The 21,005-nt window shown below is 70.8% G+C and carries 20 protein-coding genes; 15 read left to right on the top strand and 5 right to left on the bottom strand.

Going from position 1 to position 21,005, the window contains the following annotated elements; genetic code table 11:
* Positions 1 to 50: 50 nt before the first annotated feature.
* Complete coding sequence (locus tag ACH4TV_RS12180) at positions 51 to 2,072, bottom strand: beta-galactosidase (protein WP_398396983.1); 2,022 nt, start codon at positions 2,070 to 2,072, stop codon at positions 51 to 53.
* 212 nt (positions 2,073 to 2,284) lie between these two features.
* Here ACH4TV_RS12180 and ACH4TV_RS12175 point away from each other — a divergent pair, with 212 nt between their 5' ends.
* From ACH4TV_RS12175 to ACH4TV_RS12155, 5 genes are all read left to right on the top strand, one after another.
* On the top strand, positions 2,285 to 3,601 hold the full coding sequence (locus tag ACH4TV_RS12175) for an ABC transporter substrate-binding protein (protein WP_398396980.1): 1,317 nt from the start codon (positions 2,285 to 2,287) through the stop codon (positions 3,599 to 3,601).
* The gene (locus ACH4TV_RS12170; protein ID WP_398396978.1) at positions 3,598 to 4,521 is read left to right on the top strand and encodes a carbohydrate ABC transporter permease; all 924 of its coding nucleotides are present in this window, start codon (positions 3,598 to 3,600) and stop codon (positions 4,519 to 4,521) included. Before ACH4TV_RS12175 ends, ACH4TV_RS12170 begins: the two co-directional genes overlap by 4 nt.
* Positions 4,518 to 5,423 (top strand): carbohydrate ABC transporter permease, encoded by a 906-nt coding sequence (locus ACH4TV_RS12165; protein WP_398396976.1) that lies wholly within the window; start codon positions 4,518 to 4,520, stop codon positions 5,421 to 5,423. Before ACH4TV_RS12170 ends, ACH4TV_RS12165 begins: the two co-directional genes overlap by 4 nt.
* Positions 5,420 to 6,451 carry a LacI family DNA-binding transcriptional regulator gene (locus ACH4TV_RS12160; RefSeq protein WP_398396974.1) on the top strand — a complete coding sequence of 344 codons (1,032 nt, stop codon included), beginning with the start codon at positions 5,420 to 5,422 and terminating at the stop codon, positions 6,449 to 6,451. Before ACH4TV_RS12165 ends, ACH4TV_RS12160 begins: the two co-directional genes overlap by 4 nt.
* A 98-nt stretch (positions 6,452 to 6,549) precedes the next feature.
* Positions 6,550 to 6,957: a MarR family winged helix-turn-helix transcriptional regulator gene (locus tag ACH4TV_RS12155; RefSeq protein ID WP_398396972.1), complete on the top strand. Its 408-nt coding sequence runs from the start codon at positions 6,550 to 6,552 to the stop codon at positions 6,955 to 6,957.
* A gap of 103 nt (positions 6,958 to 7,060) precedes the next feature.
* Here the strand turns inward: ACH4TV_RS12155 and ACH4TV_RS12150 are convergent, their stop codons facing one another.
* Positions 7,061 to 7,909, bottom strand: coding sequence for a LysR family transcriptional regulator (locus ACH4TV_RS12150; RefSeq protein WP_398396971.1), 849 nt, complete (start codon positions 7,907 to 7,909; stop codon positions 7,061 to 7,063).
* A 351-nt stretch (positions 7,910 to 8,260) separates the two neighbouring features.
* Here ACH4TV_RS12150 and ACH4TV_RS12145 point away from each other — a divergent pair, with 351 nt between their 5' ends.
* Genes ACH4TV_RS12145 through ACH4TV_RS12105 form a run of 9 tightly spaced genes read left to right on the top strand, consistent with a single transcriptional unit; the run spans position 8,261 to position 17,142 of the window.
* On the top strand, positions 8,261 to 8,977 hold the full coding sequence (locus ACH4TV_RS12145; protein WP_398396969.1) for an alpha/beta hydrolase: 717 nt from the start codon (positions 8,261 to 8,263) through the stop codon (positions 8,975 to 8,977).
* Positions 8,974 to 9,825, top strand: a complete 852-nt coding sequence (locus tag ACH4TV_RS12140) for a sulfurtransferase (RefSeq protein ID WP_398396967.1) — start codon at positions 8,974 to 8,976, stop codon at positions 9,823 to 9,825. Before ACH4TV_RS12145 ends, ACH4TV_RS12140 begins: the two co-directional genes overlap by 4 nt.
* 32 nt (positions 9,826 to 9,857) lie before the next feature.
* Complete coding sequence (locus tag ACH4TV_RS12135) at positions 9,858 to 10,736, top strand: ABC transporter permease (RefSeq protein ID WP_398396965.1); 879 nt, start codon at positions 9,858 to 9,860, stop codon at positions 10,734 to 10,736.
* A 5-nt stretch (positions 10,737 to 10,741) separates the two neighbouring features.
* Positions 10,742 to 11,473 (top strand): ABC transporter ATP-binding protein, encoded by a 732-nt coding sequence (locus ACH4TV_RS12130; protein WP_398396963.1) that lies wholly within the window; start codon positions 10,742 to 10,744, stop codon positions 11,471 to 11,473.
* A complete protein-coding gene (locus ACH4TV_RS12125; protein WP_398396962.1) occupies positions 11,470 to 12,441 on the top strand; it encodes an ABC transporter substrate-binding protein in 972 nt (323 codons plus the stop codon). Before ACH4TV_RS12130 ends, ACH4TV_RS12125 begins: the two co-directional genes overlap by 4 nt.
* 27 nt (positions 12,442 to 12,468) lie before the next feature.
* Positions 12,469 to 13,572: an LLM class flavin-dependent oxidoreductase gene (locus ACH4TV_RS12120; protein WP_398396960.1), complete on the top strand. Its 1,104-nt coding sequence runs from the start codon at positions 12,469 to 12,471 to the stop codon at positions 13,570 to 13,572.
* 56 nt (positions 13,573 to 13,628) lie between these two features.
* Positions 13,629 to 14,639 (top strand): ABC transporter substrate-binding protein, encoded by a 1,011-nt coding sequence (locus ACH4TV_RS12115; protein ID WP_398396958.1) that lies wholly within the window; start codon positions 13,629 to 13,631, stop codon positions 14,637 to 14,639.
* A complete protein-coding gene (locus ACH4TV_RS12110; RefSeq protein ID WP_398396956.1) occupies positions 14,636 to 15,775 on the top strand; it encodes an acyl-CoA dehydrogenase family protein in 1,140 nt (379 codons plus the stop codon). Before ACH4TV_RS12115 ends, ACH4TV_RS12110 begins: the two co-directional genes overlap by 4 nt.
* The gene (locus ACH4TV_RS12105; RefSeq protein WP_398396954.1) at positions 15,772 to 17,142 is read left to right on the top strand and encodes an FAD-binding oxidoreductase; all 1,371 of its coding nucleotides are present in this window, start codon (positions 15,772 to 15,774) and stop codon (positions 17,140 to 17,142) included. Before ACH4TV_RS12110 ends, ACH4TV_RS12105 begins: the two co-directional genes overlap by 4 nt.
* 12 nt (positions 17,143 to 17,154) lie before the next feature.
* Here ACH4TV_RS12105 and ACH4TV_RS12100 read toward each other — a convergent pair whose 3' ends face one another.
* Together ACH4TV_RS12100 and ACH4TV_RS12095 are read right to left on the bottom strand one after the other, a co-directional pair.
* On the bottom strand, positions 17,155 to 17,565 hold the full coding sequence (locus ACH4TV_RS12100) for an SseB family protein (protein ID WP_398396952.1): 411 nt from the start codon (positions 17,563 to 17,565) through the stop codon (positions 17,155 to 17,157).
* 127 nt (positions 17,566 to 17,692) lie between these two features.
* Positions 17,693 to 18,934, bottom strand: a complete 1,242-nt coding sequence (locus ACH4TV_RS12095) for an acyl-CoA dehydrogenase family protein (RefSeq protein ID WP_398396950.1) — start codon at positions 18,932 to 18,934, stop codon at positions 17,693 to 17,695.
* A 225-nt stretch (positions 18,935 to 19,159) separates the two neighbouring features.
* On the opposite strand from ACH4TV_RS12095, the gene ACH4TV_RS12090 reads away from it, so the two are divergent.
* On the top strand, positions 19,160 to 20,425 hold the full coding sequence (locus ACH4TV_RS12090) for an alpha-L-fucosidase (protein WP_398396948.1): 1,266 nt from the start codon (positions 19,160 to 19,162) through the stop codon (positions 20,423 to 20,425).
* A 63-nt stretch (positions 20,426 to 20,488) separates the two neighbouring features.
* Here ACH4TV_RS12090 and ACH4TV_RS12085 read toward each other — a convergent pair whose 3' ends face one another.
* Positions 20,489 to 20,983 (bottom strand): NUDIX hydrolase, encoded by a 495-nt coding sequence (locus ACH4TV_RS12085; RefSeq protein ID WP_398396947.1) that lies wholly within the window; start codon positions 20,981 to 20,983, stop codon positions 20,489 to 20,491.
* Positions 20,984 to 21,005 lie beyond the last annotated feature (22 nt).

Here is a 21,005-nt window from a genome sequence, read left to right as displayed (position 1 = left end):
CCTCCGCCCGCGGCTCTCGTGGCACGCACGGGCGGAGGGGAACTTGCGGCTCAGCCGTCGAGTCGTACGACCCGGACGGCTCCGGCGGGCAGCGCGAGGCGGCCTGCGGCTCGTTCGCCGGTCAGCAGTTCGGTGCCGGGTGCATCCAGGGGCACCTTGGCGTCCGACGCGGTGTGGTTGACGGCGAACAGGTAGGTGCCCGACTCGCCCGTGCGGCGCACGAGTTCGACGTCGTGCGGGAGGTCGGCGCGGGGCGCGAGGTCGGCGTCCTCTGTGGCCCAGCCGAGCAGGGCGTCGAGGCCCTGCGCGTCGAGGCGGGTCGACACGTACCAGGCGGTGCCCTCGCCGAGGCGGTTGCGGGTGACGGCCGGCTGGTCGGCCGTCAGGCCGTCGGCGTACGTCCACACGGTCTCTGCGCCGCGCGGGACGACGAACTCGGTCCACACGTCGCCGGTCATCTCGGAGCCGTCGGGGCCGGTGATGCGCACCGCGTCGCCCTGGAGCAGCGGCGAGAACTCCTCGACGGTCAGGCCGAGTACGTCGCGCAGGGCGCCCGGGTAGGGGCCCTCGTGCACGGCGTCGTGTTCGTCGACGATGCCGGAGAAGTAGGAGACGACGAGGGTGCCGCCGTTCTCGACGTACTCCCTGAGGTTGTTCCCGGCGGCCTCCGTCATCAGGTACAGGGCGGGAACGACGACAAGGGGATAGGCCGACAAGTCGGCTTCCGGGTGGGCGAAGTCGACGGTGAGGTGGCGGTCGTACAGGGCCTCGTAGAAGGCGTCGGCGCGCTCGCGCGGGTCGTGGTCCTCGCTGGGGCGCCACTGGAGGTTCTGCGCCCACCAGGAGTGCCAGTCCCACAGGACGGCGACGTCGGCGACGGTGCGGGTGCCGCGGATCGAGGCCAACGAGTCGAGGGAGGCGCCGAGTTCGACGACCTCGCGCCAGACGCGGGTCTCCGTGCCGCCGTGCGGGAGCATCGCCGAGTGGAACTTCTCGGCGCCGCGCCGGGACTGGCGCCACTGGAAGAACATCGCGCCCTCGGAGCCCCGGGCCACGTGCGCGAGGGAGTTGCGGGCCATCTGACCCGGCGCCTTCGCGGGGTTGCGGGCCTGCCAGTTGACGCCCGAGGTGGAGTGTTCGAGGAGGATCCAGGGGGCGCCGTCGCCGACGGAGCGGGTGAGGTCGGCGGCCATCGCCAGGTTGACGTGGGTGCGGCGGCCGTCGGTGATCAGGTAGTGGTCGTTGGTGACGATGTCGACCTCGCGGCCCCAGGCCCAGTAGTCGACGGAGTCGCACTGACTGAGGGCGGTCATGAAGTTCGTGGTGACCGGGATGCCGGGTGAGAGGCGGTGCAGGATGTCCCGCTCCGTCACGAAGTTCTCGCGCATGGTGGCGTCGGCGAACCGCTTGTAGTCCAGCGCCTGGCCCGGGTTGCCGACCGTGGGCGCGGCGCGCGGCGGGTTGATCTGCTCGAACGTGGCATAGCGCTGGCCCCAGAAGGCCGTTCCCCAGGCCTCGTTGACGCCGTCGACCGTCTCGTACGTCGTCTCCAGCCAGCGGCGGAAGTGTGCGGCGCAGGCGTCGCAGTAGCAGGCCGAGACGGGGACGCCGTACTCGTTGTGGACGTGCCACATGGCGAGCGCCGGGTGGTCGCCGTAGCGCTCGGCGAGCTTCGTGGTGATGTTGGCGGCGGCGGCGCGGTAGTCGGCGTTGCTGTGGCAGATCGCGGCGCGGGAGCCGAACTCGTAGCGCACGCCCTCGGGGGTGACCGGCAGCGCGTCCGGGTGCTCGCGGTAGAACCAGGCGGGCGGGGCCACGGTGGGCGTGCCGAGGTCGGCGCGGATGCCGTTCTCGTGCAGGAGGTCCAGCAGGCGGTCGAGCCAGCCGAAGTCGTACACCCCGCGTTCGGTCTCCAGCAGCGCCCAGGAGAAAATTCCGACGCTGACCATCGTGACGCCGGCCTCGCGCATCAGCCGGACGTCTTCCCGCCAGACGCTTTCCGGCCACTGCTCGGGGTTGTAGTCCCCGCCGAAGGCGAGCCTGGTGAGGCCCCTGGGGGTGGTCTCCGGCATGGAATGTCTCCCGATCGGTCAGTCACTCGGTCAGTCACTTTGGAACACATCTTGGGAACGTGCACAGACATGGTTGGCGGCGCGGGGCCTAGATAACCTCATGGCAACAACCATTGACAAGTGTCCAGGATGTTTCTCTACTGTGAACGCTCACAGAAGCATGGTGGGTCTTCGCAGCAGGCGAGGGCCCCCGGGTCAGGGGAGAACGTTCCATGCCGAACACGAAGCAGTGGCGCCTCGTGGCAACCGCAGTCGCCGTCACACTCGGCGCCACCACACTCGCCGCATGCGGGTCCGACGACGACAGCGAGGCCAAGTCGGGCCCCGTGTCGCTGACGTACTGGACCTGGACACCCGGCATGGACAAGGTCGTCGACCTGTGGAACAAGGGGCCGGGCAAGGAGCAGCAGATCACCGTCACGGTGAAGAAGCAGGCGTCCGGCGACACGCTGGTCACCAAGATCCTCACCGCGCACAAGGCCAAGAAGGCGCCGGACCTGGTGCAGGCCGAGTACCAGGCGCTGCCGACCCTGGTCAGCAATGACGCGCTCGCGGACATCTCGGGCGAGGTCGGCGACGCGAAGAAGCAGTTCGCCGAGGGTGTCTGGCAACAGACGACGCTGGGCACGGACGCGGTGTACGCGGTGCCGCAGGACATCGGGCCGATGATGTTCTACTACCGCGAGGACCTCTTCAAGCAGTACGGCCTGAAGGTCCCGACCACCTGGGCCGAGTTCGCCCAGACCGCCCGGGACCTGAAGAAGAAGGCCCCGGACAAGGACCTCACCACCTTCTCCGCCAACGACTCCGGTCTGTTCGCCGGGCTCGCCCAGCAGGCCGGCGCCAAGTGGTGGACGACCTCCGGCGAGAAGTGGAAGGTCGGCATCGACGACGCGGCGACCCAGAAGGTCGCCACGTTCTGGGGCGACCTCGTCAAGGAGGACGCCATCGACAACCAGCCGATGTACACCCCGTCCTGGAACAAGGCGCTCAACACCGGCAAGCAGATCGCGTGGGTCAGCGCGGTGTGGGCACCGGGCACGCTGACCACGGCCGCACCGGACACCAAGGGCAAGTGGGCCATGGCCCCGCTCCCCCAGTGGTCGGCCTCCGAGGACGTGACGGGCAGCTGGGGCGGCTCCTCGACCGCCGTCACCACCGACTCCGGCAACAAGTCGGCCGCCGCGAAGTTCGCCGCCTGGCTGAACACCGACGGTGACGCGCTGACCGCGCTCGCCAAGGAGGGCGGGATCTACCCGGCCGCCACGGGCGCCCAGCTCAGCGGCGCGTTCGTCCAGTCGCCCGAGTTCTTCTCTAACCAGGCGGACTTCTACAGCCAGGCCGCGCAGATCGCGAAGACCACCGCGCCGTCCGCGTGGGGCCCGAACGTGAACGTCGCGTACACGTCGTTCAAGGACGCGTTCGCCGCCGCCGCGAAGAACAAGTCGGACTTCGGTGCCGCCCTGAAGACGATGCAGGACGACACGGTCGCCGACCTCAAGAAGCAGGGCTTCGGGGTCGCGGAGTGACGAGCGCACGCCGGAGGTCGTACGGGGTCAAGGGGGCCCCGTACGCCTTCCTCCTTCCCGCGGTGATCCTTTTCGCCCTGTTCTTCGCGCTGCCCATCGGCTACGCGCTCTGGCTGAGCCTGCACAAGGTGAAGGTCTCGGGCCTGGGCCTCGGTGCCGGGGCGCGCAAGGAGGTCTGGGCGGGGATCGGCAACTACACCGACGCGTTCACCGACAGCGAGCTCCTCGACGGCGCGCTGCGCGTGGTCGGGTACGGCGCGATCGTGGTCCCGGTGATGCTGGGACTCGCCCTCGTGTTCGCGCTGATGCTCGACGCGGACAAGGTGCGGTTCACCCCCTTCACCCGACTCGCGATCTTCCTGCCGTACGCCATCCCGGGCGTCGTGGCCGCGCTCCTGTGGGGGTTCCTGTACCTGCCGGACGTCAGCCCGTTCTACTTCGTCCTCGACAAGCTGGGGATGCCGCAGCCGGACCTGCTGGACGGCGGTCCGCTGTACCTCGCCCTCTCCAACATCGCGGTGTGGGGCGGTACCGGCTTCAACATGATCGTCATCTACACCTCGCTGCGGTCGATCCCGGCCGAGGTGTACGAGGCGGCGAAGCTGGACGGCGCCACCCCGCTGCAGATCGCGCTGCGGATCAAGATCCCGATGGTGGCGCCCTCGCTGGTGCTGACCTTCTTCTTCTCGATCATCGCGACGCTCCAGGTGTTCAGCGAGCCGACCACCCTCAAGCCGCTCACCAACTCCGTGTCCACGACGTGGAGTCCGCTGATGAAGGTGTACCAGGACGCCTTCGGCAAGGGTGATATCTACTCGGCCGCGGCCGAGGCCACGATCATCGCGATCGTCACGCTGGTCCTGTCGTTCGGCTTCCTGCGGGCCGCGAACTCCCGTAACAAGCAGGAGGCAGCACGATGAGTTCTCTTGCCGTGGGCAAGGCGGAAGCGGCGACGGGCACCAGGCCCGGCACCGCGCAGCGCCCGCCCCTGCGCAACCGGATCGCCCTGGTCCCGACGATCACGCTCCTGCTGGGCGCTCTGTACTGCCTGTTGCCGGTCGCATGGGTGGTGATCGCGGCGACGAAGTCGGGCAGCGAACTGTTCTCCACGTTCACGTTCCTGCCCGGCAGCGGCTTCACGGACAACGTGACGGAGCTGAGCGCCTACCGCGACGGCGTCTACTGGAAGTGGATGGGCAACTCCGCCCTGTACGCCGGCCTCGGCGCCCTCCTGTCGACAGCGGTCTCGGCGATCAGCGGCTACGCGCTGGCGATCTACCGCTTCCGCGGCCGGGAGACGGTGTTCAGCGTCCTGATGGCGGGCGTGCTGATGCCGCCGGTGATCCTCGCGATCCCGCAGTACCTGCTGCTGGCGAAGGCCGACATCACGGACTCCTACGCGTCCGTGCTGCTGCCGCTGATCCTCTCCCCGTACGGCATCTACCTCGCGCGGATCTACGCCGCCGCGGCGGTGCCCGCGGACGTGGTCGAGGCCGGGCGGATGGACGGCGCGAGCGAGTGGCGGATCTTCACCCGGGTCGCGCTCCCGATGATGATCCCGGGCCTGGTGACCGTCTTCCTGTTCCAGTTCGTGGCGGTGTGGAACAACTTCCTGCTCCCCTACATCATGCTCAGCGACGACGAGAAGTTCCCGATCACGCTCGGTCTGTTCACGCTCCTCGAACAGGGAGCGGCCACCCCGGCGCTCTACACGCTGGTGATCACGGGCGCGTTCCTGGCGGTCATCCCGCTGATCGCGCTCTTCCTGGTCATCCAGCGCTTCTGGAGCCTCGACCTGCTCTCCGGAGCCGTAAAGTCATGACCATGAGCAATATCGGGGGCCGGCGCAAACCGCCGACGATCCACGACGTGGCGCGCGAGGCGGGGGTCTCACGAGGCACCGTCTCGCGTGTGCTCAACGGCGGCCACTACGTCAGCCCGACCGCGCAGGAAGCGGTGAACGCCGCGATCCGCAGAACGGGTTACGTGGTGAACCGCCACGCCCGTTCGCTCATCACCGGCCGCTCCGACTCGATCGGCTTTCTGCTGACGGAACCTCAGGAGCGGTTCTTCGAGGACCCCAACTTCAATGTCCTGCTGCGGGGTTGCACCCAGGCACTGGCGGCCCACGACATTCCGCTGCTGCTGATGCTGGCCGGCACGGAGGACGAACGACGGCGCCTGACGCGTTACATCACCGCCGGCCACGTCGACGGGGTGCTGCTGGTCTCCAGCCACTCGGGCGACCCGGTCGCGGAGGAACTGCAGGAGGCGGGCGTCCCGTTGGTCGTCTGCGGCAAGCCGGTCGGCCTCGGCTCGAAGGTGAGCTACGTGGCGGCGGACGACCGCGACGGAGCCCGGGACATGGTCCGCCACCTCCTTTCCCTGGGCCGCCGCCGCATCGGCATGGTCACGGGCCCGCTCGACACCCCGGGCGGCGTGGAACGCCTCGCCGGCTACCGCGAGGTCCTGGCCGAGGCGGGCATCGACTACGACGACCGTCTCGTCGTCCCCGGCGACTACAGCCGGGCCAGCGGCGAGGCGGGCGCGGAGCGTCTCCTGGCCCAGTCCCCGGACATGGACGCCGTGTTCGTCGCGTCCGACCTGATGGCCCAGGGCGTGCTCACGGCACTGGAGCGGGCGGGACGCAGCGTCCCGGGGGACGTGTCGGTGGGCGGCTTCGACGACTCCTCGGCCGCCCTGGCCGCCCGCCCCCAGCTGACGACCATCCGGCAGCGCTACGACCGGATCAGCGCCGAGATGGTACGGGTGCTGCTCGCGCAGATCGGCGGGGAGGATCCGGCGGCGGTGATCCTGCCGACGGAACTGGTCAAGCGGGGGTCCACCTGAGTCGCTCGCTCGGCGTGTGGGGCCGGGCCGGGGCCTGAGACGGTCGTCGGCCGGTCGCCTCACGCCGGTTTTGATGCATACGCATTAACATGGGGTGCATGGCAGTGAACAAGGCCGGTACCGGGCTGGCGGACCAGTGGCGGGACATCCTGGCGGCGCATGCGCGCACGATGTGCGAGATCGACCGCGCGCTGCATCCGCACGGTCTGGGCGCCAGTGACTTCGAGGTGCTCGACATCCTCGTGTCCGACACGGCCGACGCGACCCGTTCCCCCGGCTCCGCTGAGCAGTGCCGGGTACAGGACATCGCCGGGCGGGTCCACCTCAGCCAGAGCGCGCTGTCGCGGCTCATCGCGCGCCTGGAGAAGGACGGTCTGGTGGAGCGCAGCATGTGCGTGGAGGACCGGCGGGGGGTGCGGGTTGCTCTGACGGCGCGTGGTCGTGAGGTGCACGGTGAGGTGTTGCCGCTTCAACGTGCGGCTTTGGAACGGTCGTTGGGAACCTGAGCGATAGGTAGTTCATTGGCCGCGGGCCCGTGGGGGCTGGTCGCGCAGTTCCCCGCGCCCCTATCGGGGCGCTTGCCGCAGCCCGGATTCATCGACCGCCCACTCAGTTCAGCAGTTGCCGCACCGCCGCGAATGCCGCCTCGACCGTTGCCGGGTCCGCGCCCGGGCGGGCCAGGGCGCTCATCGGGATCGGCGGGACCGGGGGCAGGCCCTCGTACGGGGTGAGGCCGTCGGGGGCCGGGCCGACCGTTGCCAGCAGGGCGACGCCCCGGCCGGTGCGGGCGAGGTCGAGGACGCCCGCCAGATAGCCCGCGTCGCCGACCACCGACGCCGCGACGCCCTGCTCGGCGAGGGTCGCGATGGCCCGGCGGCGGATCGCGCAGGGGTCCTCGATCGCCACCAGCGGCACCGGCGACGGGGCCGCCGGGGGCACCCAGCCGGGCGGAGCATGCCAGGTCAGGGGCAGGCCGCCGACCGGTGTGCCCTCGGTCGCGGCGGCCTCCGTGACGTACACCGCGACATCCACGCTGCCGCGCTCCACCGCCTCCACCAGCCGCGCCGACCGGTCGATCCGGAACCGCACCCGGCAGCCGGGGCGCACCGCCTCGACGGCCGCGGTCAGCCGGGGCAGGAACTGGTCGGCAGCATGCTCCGTGGAACCGATGGTGACCGTGTCGCCGTCGACGTCCAGCAGGGTGCGTACGGCCTCGTCGTGGACGGCGAGGATACGGCGGGCCTGTTCCAGCAGCAGCCGGCCCTCGGGCGTGAACCGTGTGCCCCGGCCCTCGCGTTCCACGACGGGCCGCCCCAGCGCCTTCTCCAGCCGGCGGACGTGCTGGCTCACCGCGGACTGGCTGAGAGCGAGCGCCTGGGCCGCGCGATGGAAGCCACCGCGGTCGGCGATCGCGGTCAGGCTGCGCAGCGCCACGATGTCGAGGACTGGTTGGGGCATACGGTGACCGTAGCCCGTCCGGGTCATCGATCGCCATCCCTGATCGATCACCGATCGCGATCGATTTCGATGCGGAATCGTCGTTGGACGTGTTCCGCCTGTTCCGGTCATGATGGGCGCATGGCGTATCCGACCGCTTTTGCTGCCCTTCTCACGCAGCGCCGAGTCATCGACTTCGGCGTGGCGTGCAGCGCGCGCTGTCGTTGATCCCACGCCGCCTCCCGGCGTTTCCGTACGGCCTCCACTGATCGGCTCCGCGCTGTTCGCGTGCCCGTAGGCCGTTCTCCCTCTCCCTCCGCTCGCCCTTTCCGCATGCCCTTTCGCCTGCCCTGAAACGGGAGTTGCCCCCTCATGCCTCCTTCCCTGTCCTCACCTGCCTCCTGGGACGAACCCGAAGGCCTCGCGGCGCGTGGCACCTTGATCGTGCTGCCCGGCCGGGGCGAACACGGCGGTGTGTACGAGCGTTTCGGCCGCCGTCTCGCCTTCGACGCCTACCGCGTACGGGCGTTGGGTGACCCGTCAGCCGATCCGTCGGTGCTCGACGAAGCGGCCAAGCTCCTCGCCGACGAGTCGCTGCCCGGCCCGAAGGTCCTGGTCGGCTCGGACACGGGTGCCCGGTACGCCGTCCAGCTCGCCGCCGAACACCCGGCGGGCGTCGACGCGCTGATCCTCGTCGGCCTGACCACCAGCCCCTGGGAGTCCGGGAGTTGGGATGACGAGCTGGCCGCGCGCACCGCCTGCCCGACCCACCAAGGGCGCCTCACCGTCGACCCCGCCTTCCGGCGCGGCGCGATCGACGCGGCCGTCGACCTGCCGGAGCTGCGGCTCGGCGAGGTCCAGGTGCCCGTGCTCGCCCTGCACGGCAAGGACGACCCGGTCAGCCAGCTCGACCAGGTGCTGGACGCCTACGCGGGGCACCCGAACATCCGGACCGTGACTTTCGACGGCGGCCGGCACGACGTGCTCAACGACGCCCTGCACCGCACCGCCGCCGCCACGGTCGTCCTCTTCCTGGAACGCCTGCGCCTCTCCCCCGAGCTGCCCGCGATCGCGGAGGGCCTGGCATGAGCGGTTCACGTGTGACGACGACCGTCGCCGAGCTGCGCGACGCCCTGGCCTCCGAGCAGCCGCCCCTGGTCCTCGACGTCCGCTGGGCGCTCGGCGATCCGTACGGCCGCGACCACTACGCGGACGCCCACATCCCGGGCGCGGTGTACGTCGACCTGGACACCGAGCTGGCCGCGTCGCCGAACCCGGAGGGCGGCCGGCATCCGCTGCCGGAGCTCGCGGAGTTGCAGGAGGCGGCTCGTGGTTGGGGGCTCCAAGAAGGTCAACCGGTCGTGCTCTACGACGACTTGGGCAATACCGCCGCAGCCCGGGGGTGGTGGCTGCTGCGGTACGCCGGAGTTACCGACGTCACGCTTCTGGACGGGGCGTTGGGTGCCTGGCGTGCGGCGGACCTGACCCAGGAGTCCGGCGTCCCGGCCGATCCGGAACCCGGTGATGTCGTCCTGCGCACCGGCGGACTACCGCTCACCGATGCCGACGGGGCCGCCGAACTCGCCCGCGACGGACTGTTGTTGGACGCCCGGGCGGGCGAGCGGTACCGGGGTGAGGTGGAGCCGGTGGACCCGCGCGCGGGGCACATCCCGGGCGCGGTGTCCGCCCCCACCGGGGAGAACCTCGCGGCCGACGGGACCTTCCTGCCGCCCGAGCTGTTGCGCAAGCGGTTCGAGGAGCGAGGTGCCGCCGACGTGTCGCGCATCGGCGTGTACTGCGGTTCCGGCGTCACCGCCGCCCACCAGATCGCCGCCCTCGCCCTGGCCGGTTTCGAGGCGACCCTCTTCGCCGGTTCCTGGTCCGCCTGGTCCACCGACCCCACCCGCCCGGCCGCGACCGGACCACACCCGTCCTGAGGCTCCAGGGCCCCGCGAGAGGAACCCCCGCCATGACCACCAAACCGCTCGACGCGGCGCCCCTGGCCCCGCCGCGCCCCGACACACCCCCGGACCGGGCACCCCGGATCACCATCCGCGGCACCGCCCGCACCACCCGCCGCCTCCAGATCCCCCGGTCGGTACGCCGGACCTCCGGCCCCGTGGGCCTCGTACTGCTCTGGTTCCTGACCTCGGCCACCGGGGTGCTGCCCGAGTCGGTGCTCGCCTCTCCGGTGGACGTCCTCAAGCAGGCCGTCGACCTGACGAAGAACGGTGAACTGCCCAGCGCCATCGCCGCGTCGGGCCGCCGGGCCGCCATCGGCTTCCTCATCGGAGCGACGGTCGCACTCGTTCTCTCCCTGCTCGCCGGGCTGTTCCGGCTCGGTGAGGACGTCATCGACTCCTCGATGGGCATGTTCCGGGCGATCCCCTGGGTGGGTCTGATCCCGCTGTTCATCGTCTGGTTCGGCATCGAGGAGACCCCGAAGATCGCGCTGGTCGCCCTCGGTGTCACCTACCCGCTGTACTTCAACATCTACGGCGGAATCAGGTCCACCGACGCCCAACTCGTCGAAGCGGCACGGATGATGGGGCTCGGCCGGCTCGGGCTGATCCGGTACGTCATCCTGCCGAGCGCGCTGCCCGGAGCACTCGTGGGGCTCCGGTACGCGCTCTCCACCGCCTGGCTCGCGCTTGTCTTCGCCGAGCAGATCAACGCGGACGCGGGCCTCGGCTATCTGATGAGCAACGCCCAGCAGTACTTCCGTACGGACATCATCGTGCTCTGCCTCGCGGTCTACGCACTGCTCGGCCTCGCCTGCGACTTCGCCGTACGGGTCCTTTCGCGCCGGTTGCTGACCTGGCGGGCCAACTTCGAGGGCGAGGCGTGATCCCCATGGCCGACATCACGACCAACAGCGTGGAGATCAGGGGGCTTTCGCGGGCCTTCGACGGCCACACCGTCCTGCACGAGCTCGATCTCGACATCAGGGAGGGCGAGTTCGTGGCGCTGCTCGGGCACAGCGGTTGCGGCAAGTCGACGCTGCTGCGCATTCTCGCCGGGCTCGACGACGAGATCGGCGGCGAGGTCACCGTGCCCGCGCGGCGCAGTGCGGCCTTCCAGTCGCCGCGGCTGCTGCCCTGGCTGAAGGTGTGGCGCAACGTCGTGCTCGGGCTGCCCGGGCGGCCCGACAGGGCGCTGGCTCACAAAGCCCTCGCCGAGGTCGGTATCGCGGACCGTGCCACCGTCTGGCCCAAGACCCTGTCCGGCGGCCAGGCGCAGCGCGTCTCGCTGGCCCGCGCCCTGGTCCGCGAGCCCGAACTCCTGCTCCTGGACGAGCCGTTCGGCGCCCTCGACGCGCTGACCCGGGGCAAGGTGCAGCAGCTGGTCGCCGAACTGTGGCAGCGGCACGGCTGCGCGATCCTCCTGGTCACCCATGACGTGGAGGAGGCGCTGCTGCTCGCCGACCGCGTGCTGGTGATGGACGAGGGCCGCATCGCCCACGATCTCACCGTCGACCTGCCCCGCCCCCGTGATCTGACCTCGCCCGAGTTCGTCACCCTCCGCGCCCGCCTCCTCGGCTGGCTCGGCGTCACCACGCACACCCTCGAAGGGACCCCCTCGTGATACGCAGACTCGCCACCGCCGCACTGAGCGTCACCGCCCTGCTGGCGCTGACCGCCTGCGGCGCGGACTCCTCGGCGAACGCCTCCGGCAACGACTCCCGGGTGACCCTCACCCTGGGCGACCAGGCCAAGACGCTCCAGACGATCGTCAACGCGTCCGGTGCCCTCAAGGGCGCCAAGTACAAGGTGAAGTGGGCCGAGTTCGAGGGCGCGGCACCGCTGTTCCAGGCCGTGCAGGCGGGCGCCGCCGACACCACGTACTCCGCCGATCTGCCCGCGTTGCAGGCGCTCAGCGGCGGGGTGAAGTTCAAGAACGTGGCGGCGCTGAAGAACGACGGCCACCACACCGGGATCATCGTCCGCAAGGACTCGGACGTGAAAAGCGTCAAGGACCTCAAGGGCAAGAAGGTCGTGGTGTCCTCGGCCAAAGGCAGCATCGCCGAGTACCTGCTCGCCAACGTCCTGGAGCAGAACGGGCTCAAGTACTCCGACGTGAAGGTGCAGTACCTGCTGCCGACGGACGCACAGGCCGCCTTCTCCTCCGGGAAGATCGACGTCTGGGCCACCTTCGGTGTCTACCAGGCCGTCGGACTCCAGCAGGGCGGCCGACTGCTGATCGACGGCGCCGACGGCCGCATCAGCGGCTACGGCTTTATCGGCGCCTCGGAGAAGGCCCTCGCGGACCCGGCGAAGAAGGCCGCGCTCGGCGACTTCCTGAAGCGGCTCGGTACGGCGCTGGAGTGGACGAGCACGCACCAGGACGCGTACGCCGACGCCATCGTCGAGCGCAACGGCGCCGACCCGGCGATCGCGAAGACGCTCGCCTCGGCGGCGTACAGCAAGGTCCTGCCGATCACACCGGAGGTCAGTTCGACCGTCCAGGACGTGGCCGACCTCATGAACGGCATCGGGGTCCTCGACCCGAACGTCGACGTGGCGAAGTCCGCCGACACCTCCGTCCTCAAGTAACCGGTACTGCGCGTAAAGGAGTTCACCATGCCTGTCGAGTTCATCAGTGCCGTGCACACCGACTCCGGGGCCTCTGGTCCTGCCGCCGCGAGCCGCACCGGCTTCGACCCCGACCACCTGCGCAAGTACGCCCGCGCTCTCGACGACGGCGGTTTCGACCACACTCTGGTCGCCTATCACTCGGCCTCGCCGGACGCCTTCCAGGTGGCCCAGTTCGTCGCCACACACACCGAGCGGATCCGTCCGATCCTGGCCCACCGGCCGGGCGTGATCTTCCCGACGCACGCGGCCCGCGCGCTGGCCACCCTGGACCGGATCAGCGACGGCCGGCTGACGCTGCACATCATCTCCGGGGGCAGCGACGAGGAGCAGCGCCGTGAGGGCGACTACCTCGACAAGCGGGAGCGGTACGAGCGTTCGGACGAATACATCCAGATCCTGCGCAAGGTGTGGCAGGCCGAGGGGCCCGTCTCGCACGAGGGCAAGCACTTCCGCTTCGAGGGCTACTACTCCGACGTGAAGCCCGTGAACGGACTGGTGCCGATCTCCGTCGGCGGGTCGTCCGAGGACGCCTACCGGGTGGGCGGGCAGCAGGGCGACATCTTCGGGCTGTGGGGCGAGCCGCTGAAGGAGACGGCCGAGCAGATCGCCGCCGTGAACGCGGTCGCTGAGGCCGCGGGGCGCCCCAACCCCCGTATCTGGGTGTCGTTCCGCCCGATCATCGCGTCCACCGACGAACTGGCCTGGGAGAAGGCGCACCGCACACTCGGTGTACTCAAGGACCAGGCGTCGAACACCGAACTGCTGCGCCACTACCGGACCAACGGCCGCCCCGCGAACGTCGGTTCGCAGCGACTGCTGGACATCGCCGACCGGGGCGAGGTGCACGACCGGTGCCTGTGGACCGCCCCGGCGGTCGCCACCAACGCGGCCGGCGCCTCGACCGCGCTGGTCGGCTCGCCGGAGACGGTCGCGAAGGCGCTGCTCGACTACGTCGACATCGGTTGCGACCTGCTGTCGATCCGCGGCTACGACCCGCTCAACGACGCGATCGACTACGCCCGTTACGTCCTTCCGCTGGTCCGGCAGGAGCTGGCGCACCGCGCGGCGACGACCTCCCGGGCCGCCTGATTCCGTCAACTCCCCGTCCACACAACCCTGTTGGCGAATCCCCTTATGGAGACTCCGTGTTCCGCCGCTCAGTGCGCACGTCCGCCGCCGTCCTGCTGCTCGCCCTCACGGCGGCCTGCGGGAGCCAGGCCCAGGCCGAGTCGTCGTCCGACCGGTCCGCCGTCACCCTGAAGGTCGGCGCCACCGGCTGGAAGGTCGAGGAGGCGATCCTGAAGTTCGCCCACCTCGACGACACCCCCTACGACGTCAAGTGGAGCGTGTTCCAAGGGGGTGACCTCCAGCTCCAGGCGATCCGCGCCGGCGCCCTCGACGTCGCCTCCTCCAGCGAGATCCCGCCGATCTTCGCCGCCGCCGACGGCAACCCGAACTTCAAGGTCGTCGCCGTGCAGCGCGGCGCCACCCTCAACCAGGAGGTCGTCGTCCCCAAGGGTTCGAAGGTGACCGACATCGCCGGGCTGAAGGGCAAGAAAGTCGGCTACGTCCAGAACACCACCGCCCACTACTTCCTCTACCAGCTGCTGAAGCAGGCGGGCCTGAAGTGGTCCGACATCGACGCCAAGCCCCTCCTCCCCAACGACGGCCTCGCGGCCCTGAACGGCGGCGGCATCGACGCCTTCGCCTCCTACGGCACGTCGATCATCACCGCCCACCAGCAGGGCGCCACGACCGTCGGCTCCGGCAAGGACATCCTCTCGGGGAACTTCCTCTGGACGGCCCGCGACAGCGTGCTGGAGAACCCCGCCCAGCAGGCGGCGACCGCCGATCTGATCGCCCGGATCACCCAGGCGTACGCGTACGTCAGGGACGGCCGCGAGGACGAGTTCGCCGAGGTCGTGTCCAAGAACACGCACCAGCCGCTCGCCCAGGCGAAGAAGGACCTCGTCGACCAGCAGACCCAGCGTCCGACACAGGCCCGCACGGTCGGCGACGACACCATCGCCTCGCAGCAGAAGGTGGCGGACGTCTTCACCGAACTCGGCGCGCTCAAGGAGCACTTGGACGTGAAGTCCTTCTGGACGACCAAGCTCAACACCGAACTCGCCGCCGACCTGAAGAAGACCCGGTGACCGCCCGCATCGCCGAGCTGGCCGCCGGCTACGACCGCTCGGGCGCGTTCCCCGCCGAGTCCCTCAAGGTCGCCCACGAGGCCGGCCTGCTCACCGCCACCATCGGTGAGCGGTACGGCGGCCGGGGCGCGGGCACCGAGGAGACCGCGCGCATCCTGCACACCCTCGGCCAGGGGGACCCGTCCGTCGCCCTGATCGCCGCGATGACCCTCACCACCCATGGTCGGCAGTCCGTACAGCCACACTGGCCGGAGGAGTTGTACGCCCGGCTCGTCAAGGAGTCGCTCGTACGTCCCGTGCTCGTCAACCACGCCCGCGTGGAACCCGAGTTGGGCTCCCCCGCGCGCGGCGGACTGCCCGCCACCCGGGCCCGGCGCACCGGGGACGGCTGGGCGATCAGCGGTACGAAACGGTTCGTCACAGGCGCCGAGGGCCTGGACTGGTTCCTGGTGTGGGCCACCACCGACGAACCGGAGCCACGCGTGGGCACCTTCCTGGTGCCCGGCGACTCCCCCGGCATCGAAGTCACCGGCCGCTGGGACCAGTTGGGGCTGCGCGCGAGCGGCAGTCACGACGTGACGTTCCGGGAGGTGGAGGTGCCGTACGAGGATGTCATCGGGCTCGCGCCGTACGGTCCGGCCGCCGAGCAGGACAACCGGGCGGGCGCCTCTCTCCATCTGCCGCTCGCCGCCCTGTACTTGGGGGTGGCCCGGGCCGCACAGGCGTTCTTCCACACATTCGCGCAGACACGGGTGCCCGCCAACCTCGGGCATCCGGTGGCCCGTACGGAACGCTTCCGGCGGACGGCCGGGGAGATCGAGGTGCTGCTCGACGGCGCCGAGCAGCTGGTGTTCGGCGGTGCGGCCCGGGTCGACGCCGCCGACTTTTCGTACACCCCCGAACAGGCCCTGGGGGCACGGGTGTTGGCGGACCGGCACGGGGTGCGGGCCGTCGGGCTGGCCGTACGGCTGCTCGGAAATCCGGGGCTGGCCCGGGACAACCCCCTGGAACGGCACTTCCGTGACATCCAGTGCGCGCCCGTGCACGCACCCCAGGAGGACATCTCCGTGCTCGCGATCGGCACCAAGGCACTGGCGGCGAAGGCGTCGGACGCAGCGGACCGGGAGGACCGGTGACCGCCCCCACGACGACCGCCTCCGCCCAGCTCCTGGGCCTGCTGGCCCGTGATCTGCCGCCCGACCGCCTGGCCACCGACCCGGCGACGCTCGCCGCGCACACCACCGACCGCTCCGGCACCCGGCCGTACGGCGGTCCGCTCGCCGTCGTGCACGCGCGGCGCACCGAGGACGTGACCGTCACCCTCCGGCACGCGCACGCCCTGCGCGTGCCGGTGGTGCCGCGCGGCGCGGGTACCGGACTGTCGGGCGGGGCGACGGCCGGCGAGGGCACCGTCGTACTCGACCTTTCCGGCATGAACCGCATCCTCGAACTGTCGGCGGACGACCAGCTCGCCGTCGTCGAACCCGGTGTGATCACGGCCGAGTTGGACCGGGCGGCCGGTGCGCACGGCCTGCGGTACGCGCCCGATCCGGCGAGTGCGGCGCTGTCGACGATCGGCGGGAACATCGCCACCAACGCGGGCGGTCTGCGCTGCGCCAAGTACGGCGTGACGCGGGACAGCGTGCTCGGTCTGGAGGCGGTCCTCGCGGACGGCACGGTGGTGCGCACGGGCCGCCGTACCGTCAAGGGTGTCACCGGTTACGACCTGACCGCGCTGCTCACCGGCTCGGAGGGCACCCTCGCGGTGATCACCTCGGCGACGCTGCGGCTGCGCCCACTGCCCGTCGCCACCGCCACCCTCGCCGCGTACTTCCCGTCCTTCGAGGCGGCGGCCGAGGCCTCGTACGCGATCGGCCGGGCCGGGGTCGTACCGGCGCTGGCGGAGCTGGTCGACGGTCCGGTGCTGCACGCCGTCGATCCCGCGCTGCGGGAGCGGGGCGCGGCGCTGCTGCTGGTGCAGTGCGACGGGGCGGGCGCCGGCGCGGAGGCGGCGGCGGTCGCCCGCGTACTCACCCACGCGACCCTGGTCGAGACGACCGAGGACCCGGCCGAGGCGGAGTCCCTGCTCGCCGCCCGCCGGGGTGCCCTGCCCGCACTGGAGCGGCTGGGCCGCCCGCTGATCGAGGACATCGCGGTACCCCGCTCACGCCTGGCGGAGGCGGCCCGCGAGATCCGCGCCATTTCGCAGCGCAACGCCGTCCCCGTGTTCACCATCGCGCACGCGGCGGACGGGAACCTGCACCCGATCATCGTGGTCGACCCGACCCTGGACGGGCTGCCCGACGCGGCCTGGGAGGCGGCGGGCGAGATCTTCGCCCTGGCGCTGCGGCTCGGCGGCACGCTGACCGGCGAGCACGGGGTGGGGGTGCTGAAGCGGCAGTGGGTGGCCGACGAACTGGGGCCCGCTGCCCATGCGTTGCAGCGTCGGATCAAGGACGCGTTCGATCCGCGCGGCATCCTCAACCCCGGTAAGTGCCTGTAGCCGGCCGGGGGTTCAGTACTCGTACGGCCGGGCCAGCAGGGTGCGTACGCCCTCGGAGGTGATCGTCAGGCCGTGCGGGGAGCCCGCGTCTATGGTGAGCGCAAGGTCGCCGGTGGGCCACTGGTCGGCGAGCGCGCCCAGTGGGACGAGACGGTAGCGGGAGACGAGCGGCAGCAGCCCGGCCAGTTCGGGCTCCGAGGTGAATACGGGCACGGCCTCCCGCCCGTCCGGCTCCTCCAGGACGGGCAGCGCCACCGTCGAGGGATCGGCGGCGTCCGCGTCACTGACGTCGTCCGGTACGGGGACCAGCACCTCGCTCCTCGCGAGGACGTCCAGCGCCACCGGGTCGTCGCTGTTCCCGCCCAGGGCGTCGAGCGCCTGGCGGGCCGGTGTGGCGGTGTGGTGGCGCGCGGGTGTCTCCATGGCGGGTCCCCTGGTAGCGGCGGTCGTGCGGACTGCCCGGGACACGGCCGGTCCCGGGCACAGTACGGGTCGCCTACCCGACCGGGTCCCGGCCATGCCTGGGATCAGGACAGGTAGGTCGGGGATCTCAGGGAATCAGCGGGATGTGGGCCGAGGGCAGCCCCAGGCGGTCGCAGCCGACCCGGCGGGCCAGCGGCTCGGCCATGGTCGGGCCGACGTGCGACCAGCAGGTGGCCGCGTCCCTGAAGTAGCGCTGCATCCGCTCGCCGTCGCGGGCGTACCGGGAGCCCGCGGTACGGAAGATGACGCTCTGCAGCGCGTCCCAGGCCATCCGTCCGGCGGTCACGAAGACGAGGGCGAGCCGGTTGTCCTCGGCCAGGGTGAAGGGGGCCTCTCCTCGGACGTTGCGACGGCAGGTCTCCATCCAGTCCTCGGCGTTGTGCCGCAGCGCCGCCTCCGCCGTGCCGATCGCGCCCAGCGCCTCGCCCAGGTTCCGTTGGTAGTCGTGGAGTTCGGCGCGGGTCCGGTCGGGTTCCAGGACGAGTGGCCGGGCGGCGACGATCCGGGCGTACTCGTCGACGGCCGCGTACGCCGTGCCGATCATGATCGCGGCGAGTTCTCCCTGGAAGAAGCTCGGCGCGCGGCCCGCGTACAGGGGATTGCCGTGCAGCTCGGAGCCGGTCGAGCCGCCCTCCACGGGCAGGTCGAGCAGGCTGGCCTCCCGGGTGAAGTGGGCGGGGATGCGGGCCTGTTCCATGTGGACGCTGTTGGAGCCGCTGCCGCGCAGACCGAGCACCCCGTGCCAGTCGTCGAGCACCGTCCACACCGTGCGCGGGGCGACGAACAGCACCCAGGGTCCGGGCGGCCCGCCGGGCTGCTCGGGGGCGCGGAGCGTCTGGCCGAGATAGTGCGTGGAGTGCGGGGCGCCCGAGGAGTAGGGCCAGGTGCCGTCGAGGACGACATGCCCGTCACCGTCGGGGCGCGCCACGCCGACCGGGACGACGGTGGACGCTGCCCGGAAATCACCGTCGGGGCCGAAGATCTCGTCCTGCGCCCGCTCCTCGAAGACCGAGGCGACCTGGAGGGCGTGGGCGGCGCCGAGGGACAGGGACCAGCCGGTGGAGGGACAGCCGCGCGCGATCTCGGTGACCACGCGGTAGAACGCGGGCACGCCGAACTCGTATCCGCCGTAGCGGCGCGGCTGGAGCATCCGGTAGAAGCCGGCGCGCAGGAAGTCGTCGTGGGTGTCCTTGGAGTAGTGCGTCAACTGCTCGGTCTCCGCCTGGCGTTCGAGCAGCGCGGGCCGCAGGGCCACGGCCCGCTCGACGATCTCGCGTTCGGTGAGTCCGGGTTCGGGAGGGGCGATCACGGTGCCTCCTGACGGGTGGGGGCCGTCCGCATGCGATGCGCTGGTGCTGCGCTACCTGCGATTCAACACGGCGACCGCCGTCCCGTACCCACCGGATAAGGCCAACTACGTCAGATGCGGCCGTGGTGACCTAGCCGCTCGCAGCCGGTACGGATGGTGAAAACCGACCAGTAGTGGTGACCGGCGCCAACGCGCGCACCGACAGCCCGTGCCTAGCGTGGACGTATGCCGATGCAACCCTGGTTCTCCGATGCCAAGCTGGGCATCTTCATCCACTACGGCATCTACGCCGTGGACGGCTGGGCCGAGTCCTGGTCCTTCTACACGGGCGACGTCACGCACGAGGAGTACATGAAACAGCTCGACCGTTTCACCGCCTCGCGCTACGACCCCAAGGCCTGGGCCGAGTTGTTCGCCCGCGTCGGCGCCAAGTACGCCGTCCTCACCACCAAGCACCATGACGGCGTGGCCCTGTGGGACACCGACCACCGCAATCTCGACGTGGTCCGCGACACCCCGGTCGGCCGCGACCTGGTCACCGGCTTCGTCGACGCCCTGCGCGAGCAGAACCTGAAGGTCGGCCTCTACTACTCGCACTCCGACTGGAACCACCCGGACTACGCGAGCCAGCGCCACCCCGGCCCGCTCATCGTGGCGGGCAACGACTACTCCCACGCCCGCCCCGGCGAGGAGGACCCGCAGGCCTGGGCACGCTATCTCGCCTACCGCGACGGCCAGGTCGGCGAACTCGTCGAGCGCTTTCGCCCCGACGTCCTCTGGTTCGACGGCGAGTGGGAGCGCACCGAGGAGCAGTGGCGGATGCGGGAGCTGGCCGAGCTGATCCTCGCGGGCAACCCGGACACCATCCTGAACGCCCGCATGCTCAGCCACGGCGACTACGCCACCCCCGAGCAGGGCGTTCCGCTGATCGCCCCGGACGGCCCGTGGGAGCTGTGCCTGACGATCAACGACTCGTGGAGCTACCGGGCCGAGGACCGCGACTTCAAGTCGGTTCGCCAGCTCGTGCGGTACTTCACCGAGACGATCGGCATGGGCGGCAATCTGCTGCTCGGGGCCGGCCCGATGGAGGACGGCACGATCCCCGAGGAGCAGGTCGAGCGCCTGGAGGGGCTCGGCGCCTGGGTCACCAAGCACGCCGACGCCGTGTACGGCACGGTCGCGGGCCTGCCCGCCGGGCACCACTACGGGCCCAGTACCCTCTCCGCCGACCGGCGCACCCTGTACCTGATGTGCTTCGACACCCCGCGCGAGGCCGTGTCCGTCCGGGGCCTGCGCAACGCGGTCCGGCGGGTCTCGGTCGTCGGCACGGGCTCCGAGCTGGGCCACCACGTCACCGGCGGCCTCGACAAGGTCCCCGGCGTGACGTGGATCGACGCGCCGAGGCCGGCCGACGTCGACGAGTACGCGACCGTCCTGGCCGTGGAACTCGACGGTGAGCTGGACCTCTACCGGGGCGCGGGCCGCGACTGACGCCAGCCCACAACGGCCCGCCGGAATGCCGGCGGGCCGTTCACCGTGCCGTCGCGGAGAGGGTCACTCGAAACTGGCGAAACCGCTGGTGTCGAACCAGGTGGGCGCCTCGGCGTCGGACATCGCCTGCTTGATCCGGAACAGCGCGAACTCGTTCAGCTCCGGCAGCGCGTCCACCGTGAACCAGGCGACGTCCAGGGACTCGTCGTCGTTGACACGTGCCTCCCCGCCCACGGCCCGGCAGCGGAAGGTGATGTCCATGTACTGGCAGACGTCGCCGTTCTCGTACGTCACCGGGTCCAGTGCCTGGACCAGCACGACCCGTTCGGGCACGCACCGGACCGCCGTCTCCTCGTAGACCTCCCGCACCGCGCACGCCGCCGGCTGCTCCCCCGGGTCCGGGATGCCACCGATGACCGACCACTTACGGGTGTCGGTGCGCCGGCCGAGGAGCACTCTGCCCTCGTCGTCGAAGACGAGGGCGGTGACCCCGGGGAGCCAGAGCAACTGACGGCCCGCGGAGGCGCGGAGGGCACTGATGAAGTCAGGAGTAGCCATGCCCCGACCCTAACGGGGCAGC

It is taken from the genome of Streptomyces sp. NPDC020898 (assembly GCF_044333925.1).
Classification (GTDB): Bacteria; Actinomycetota; Actinomycetes; order Streptomycetales; family Streptomycetaceae; genus Streptomyces.
Note: the sequence above shows the minus strand (reverse complement) of the source record. Positions and strands in the feature narration are given on the sequence as shown.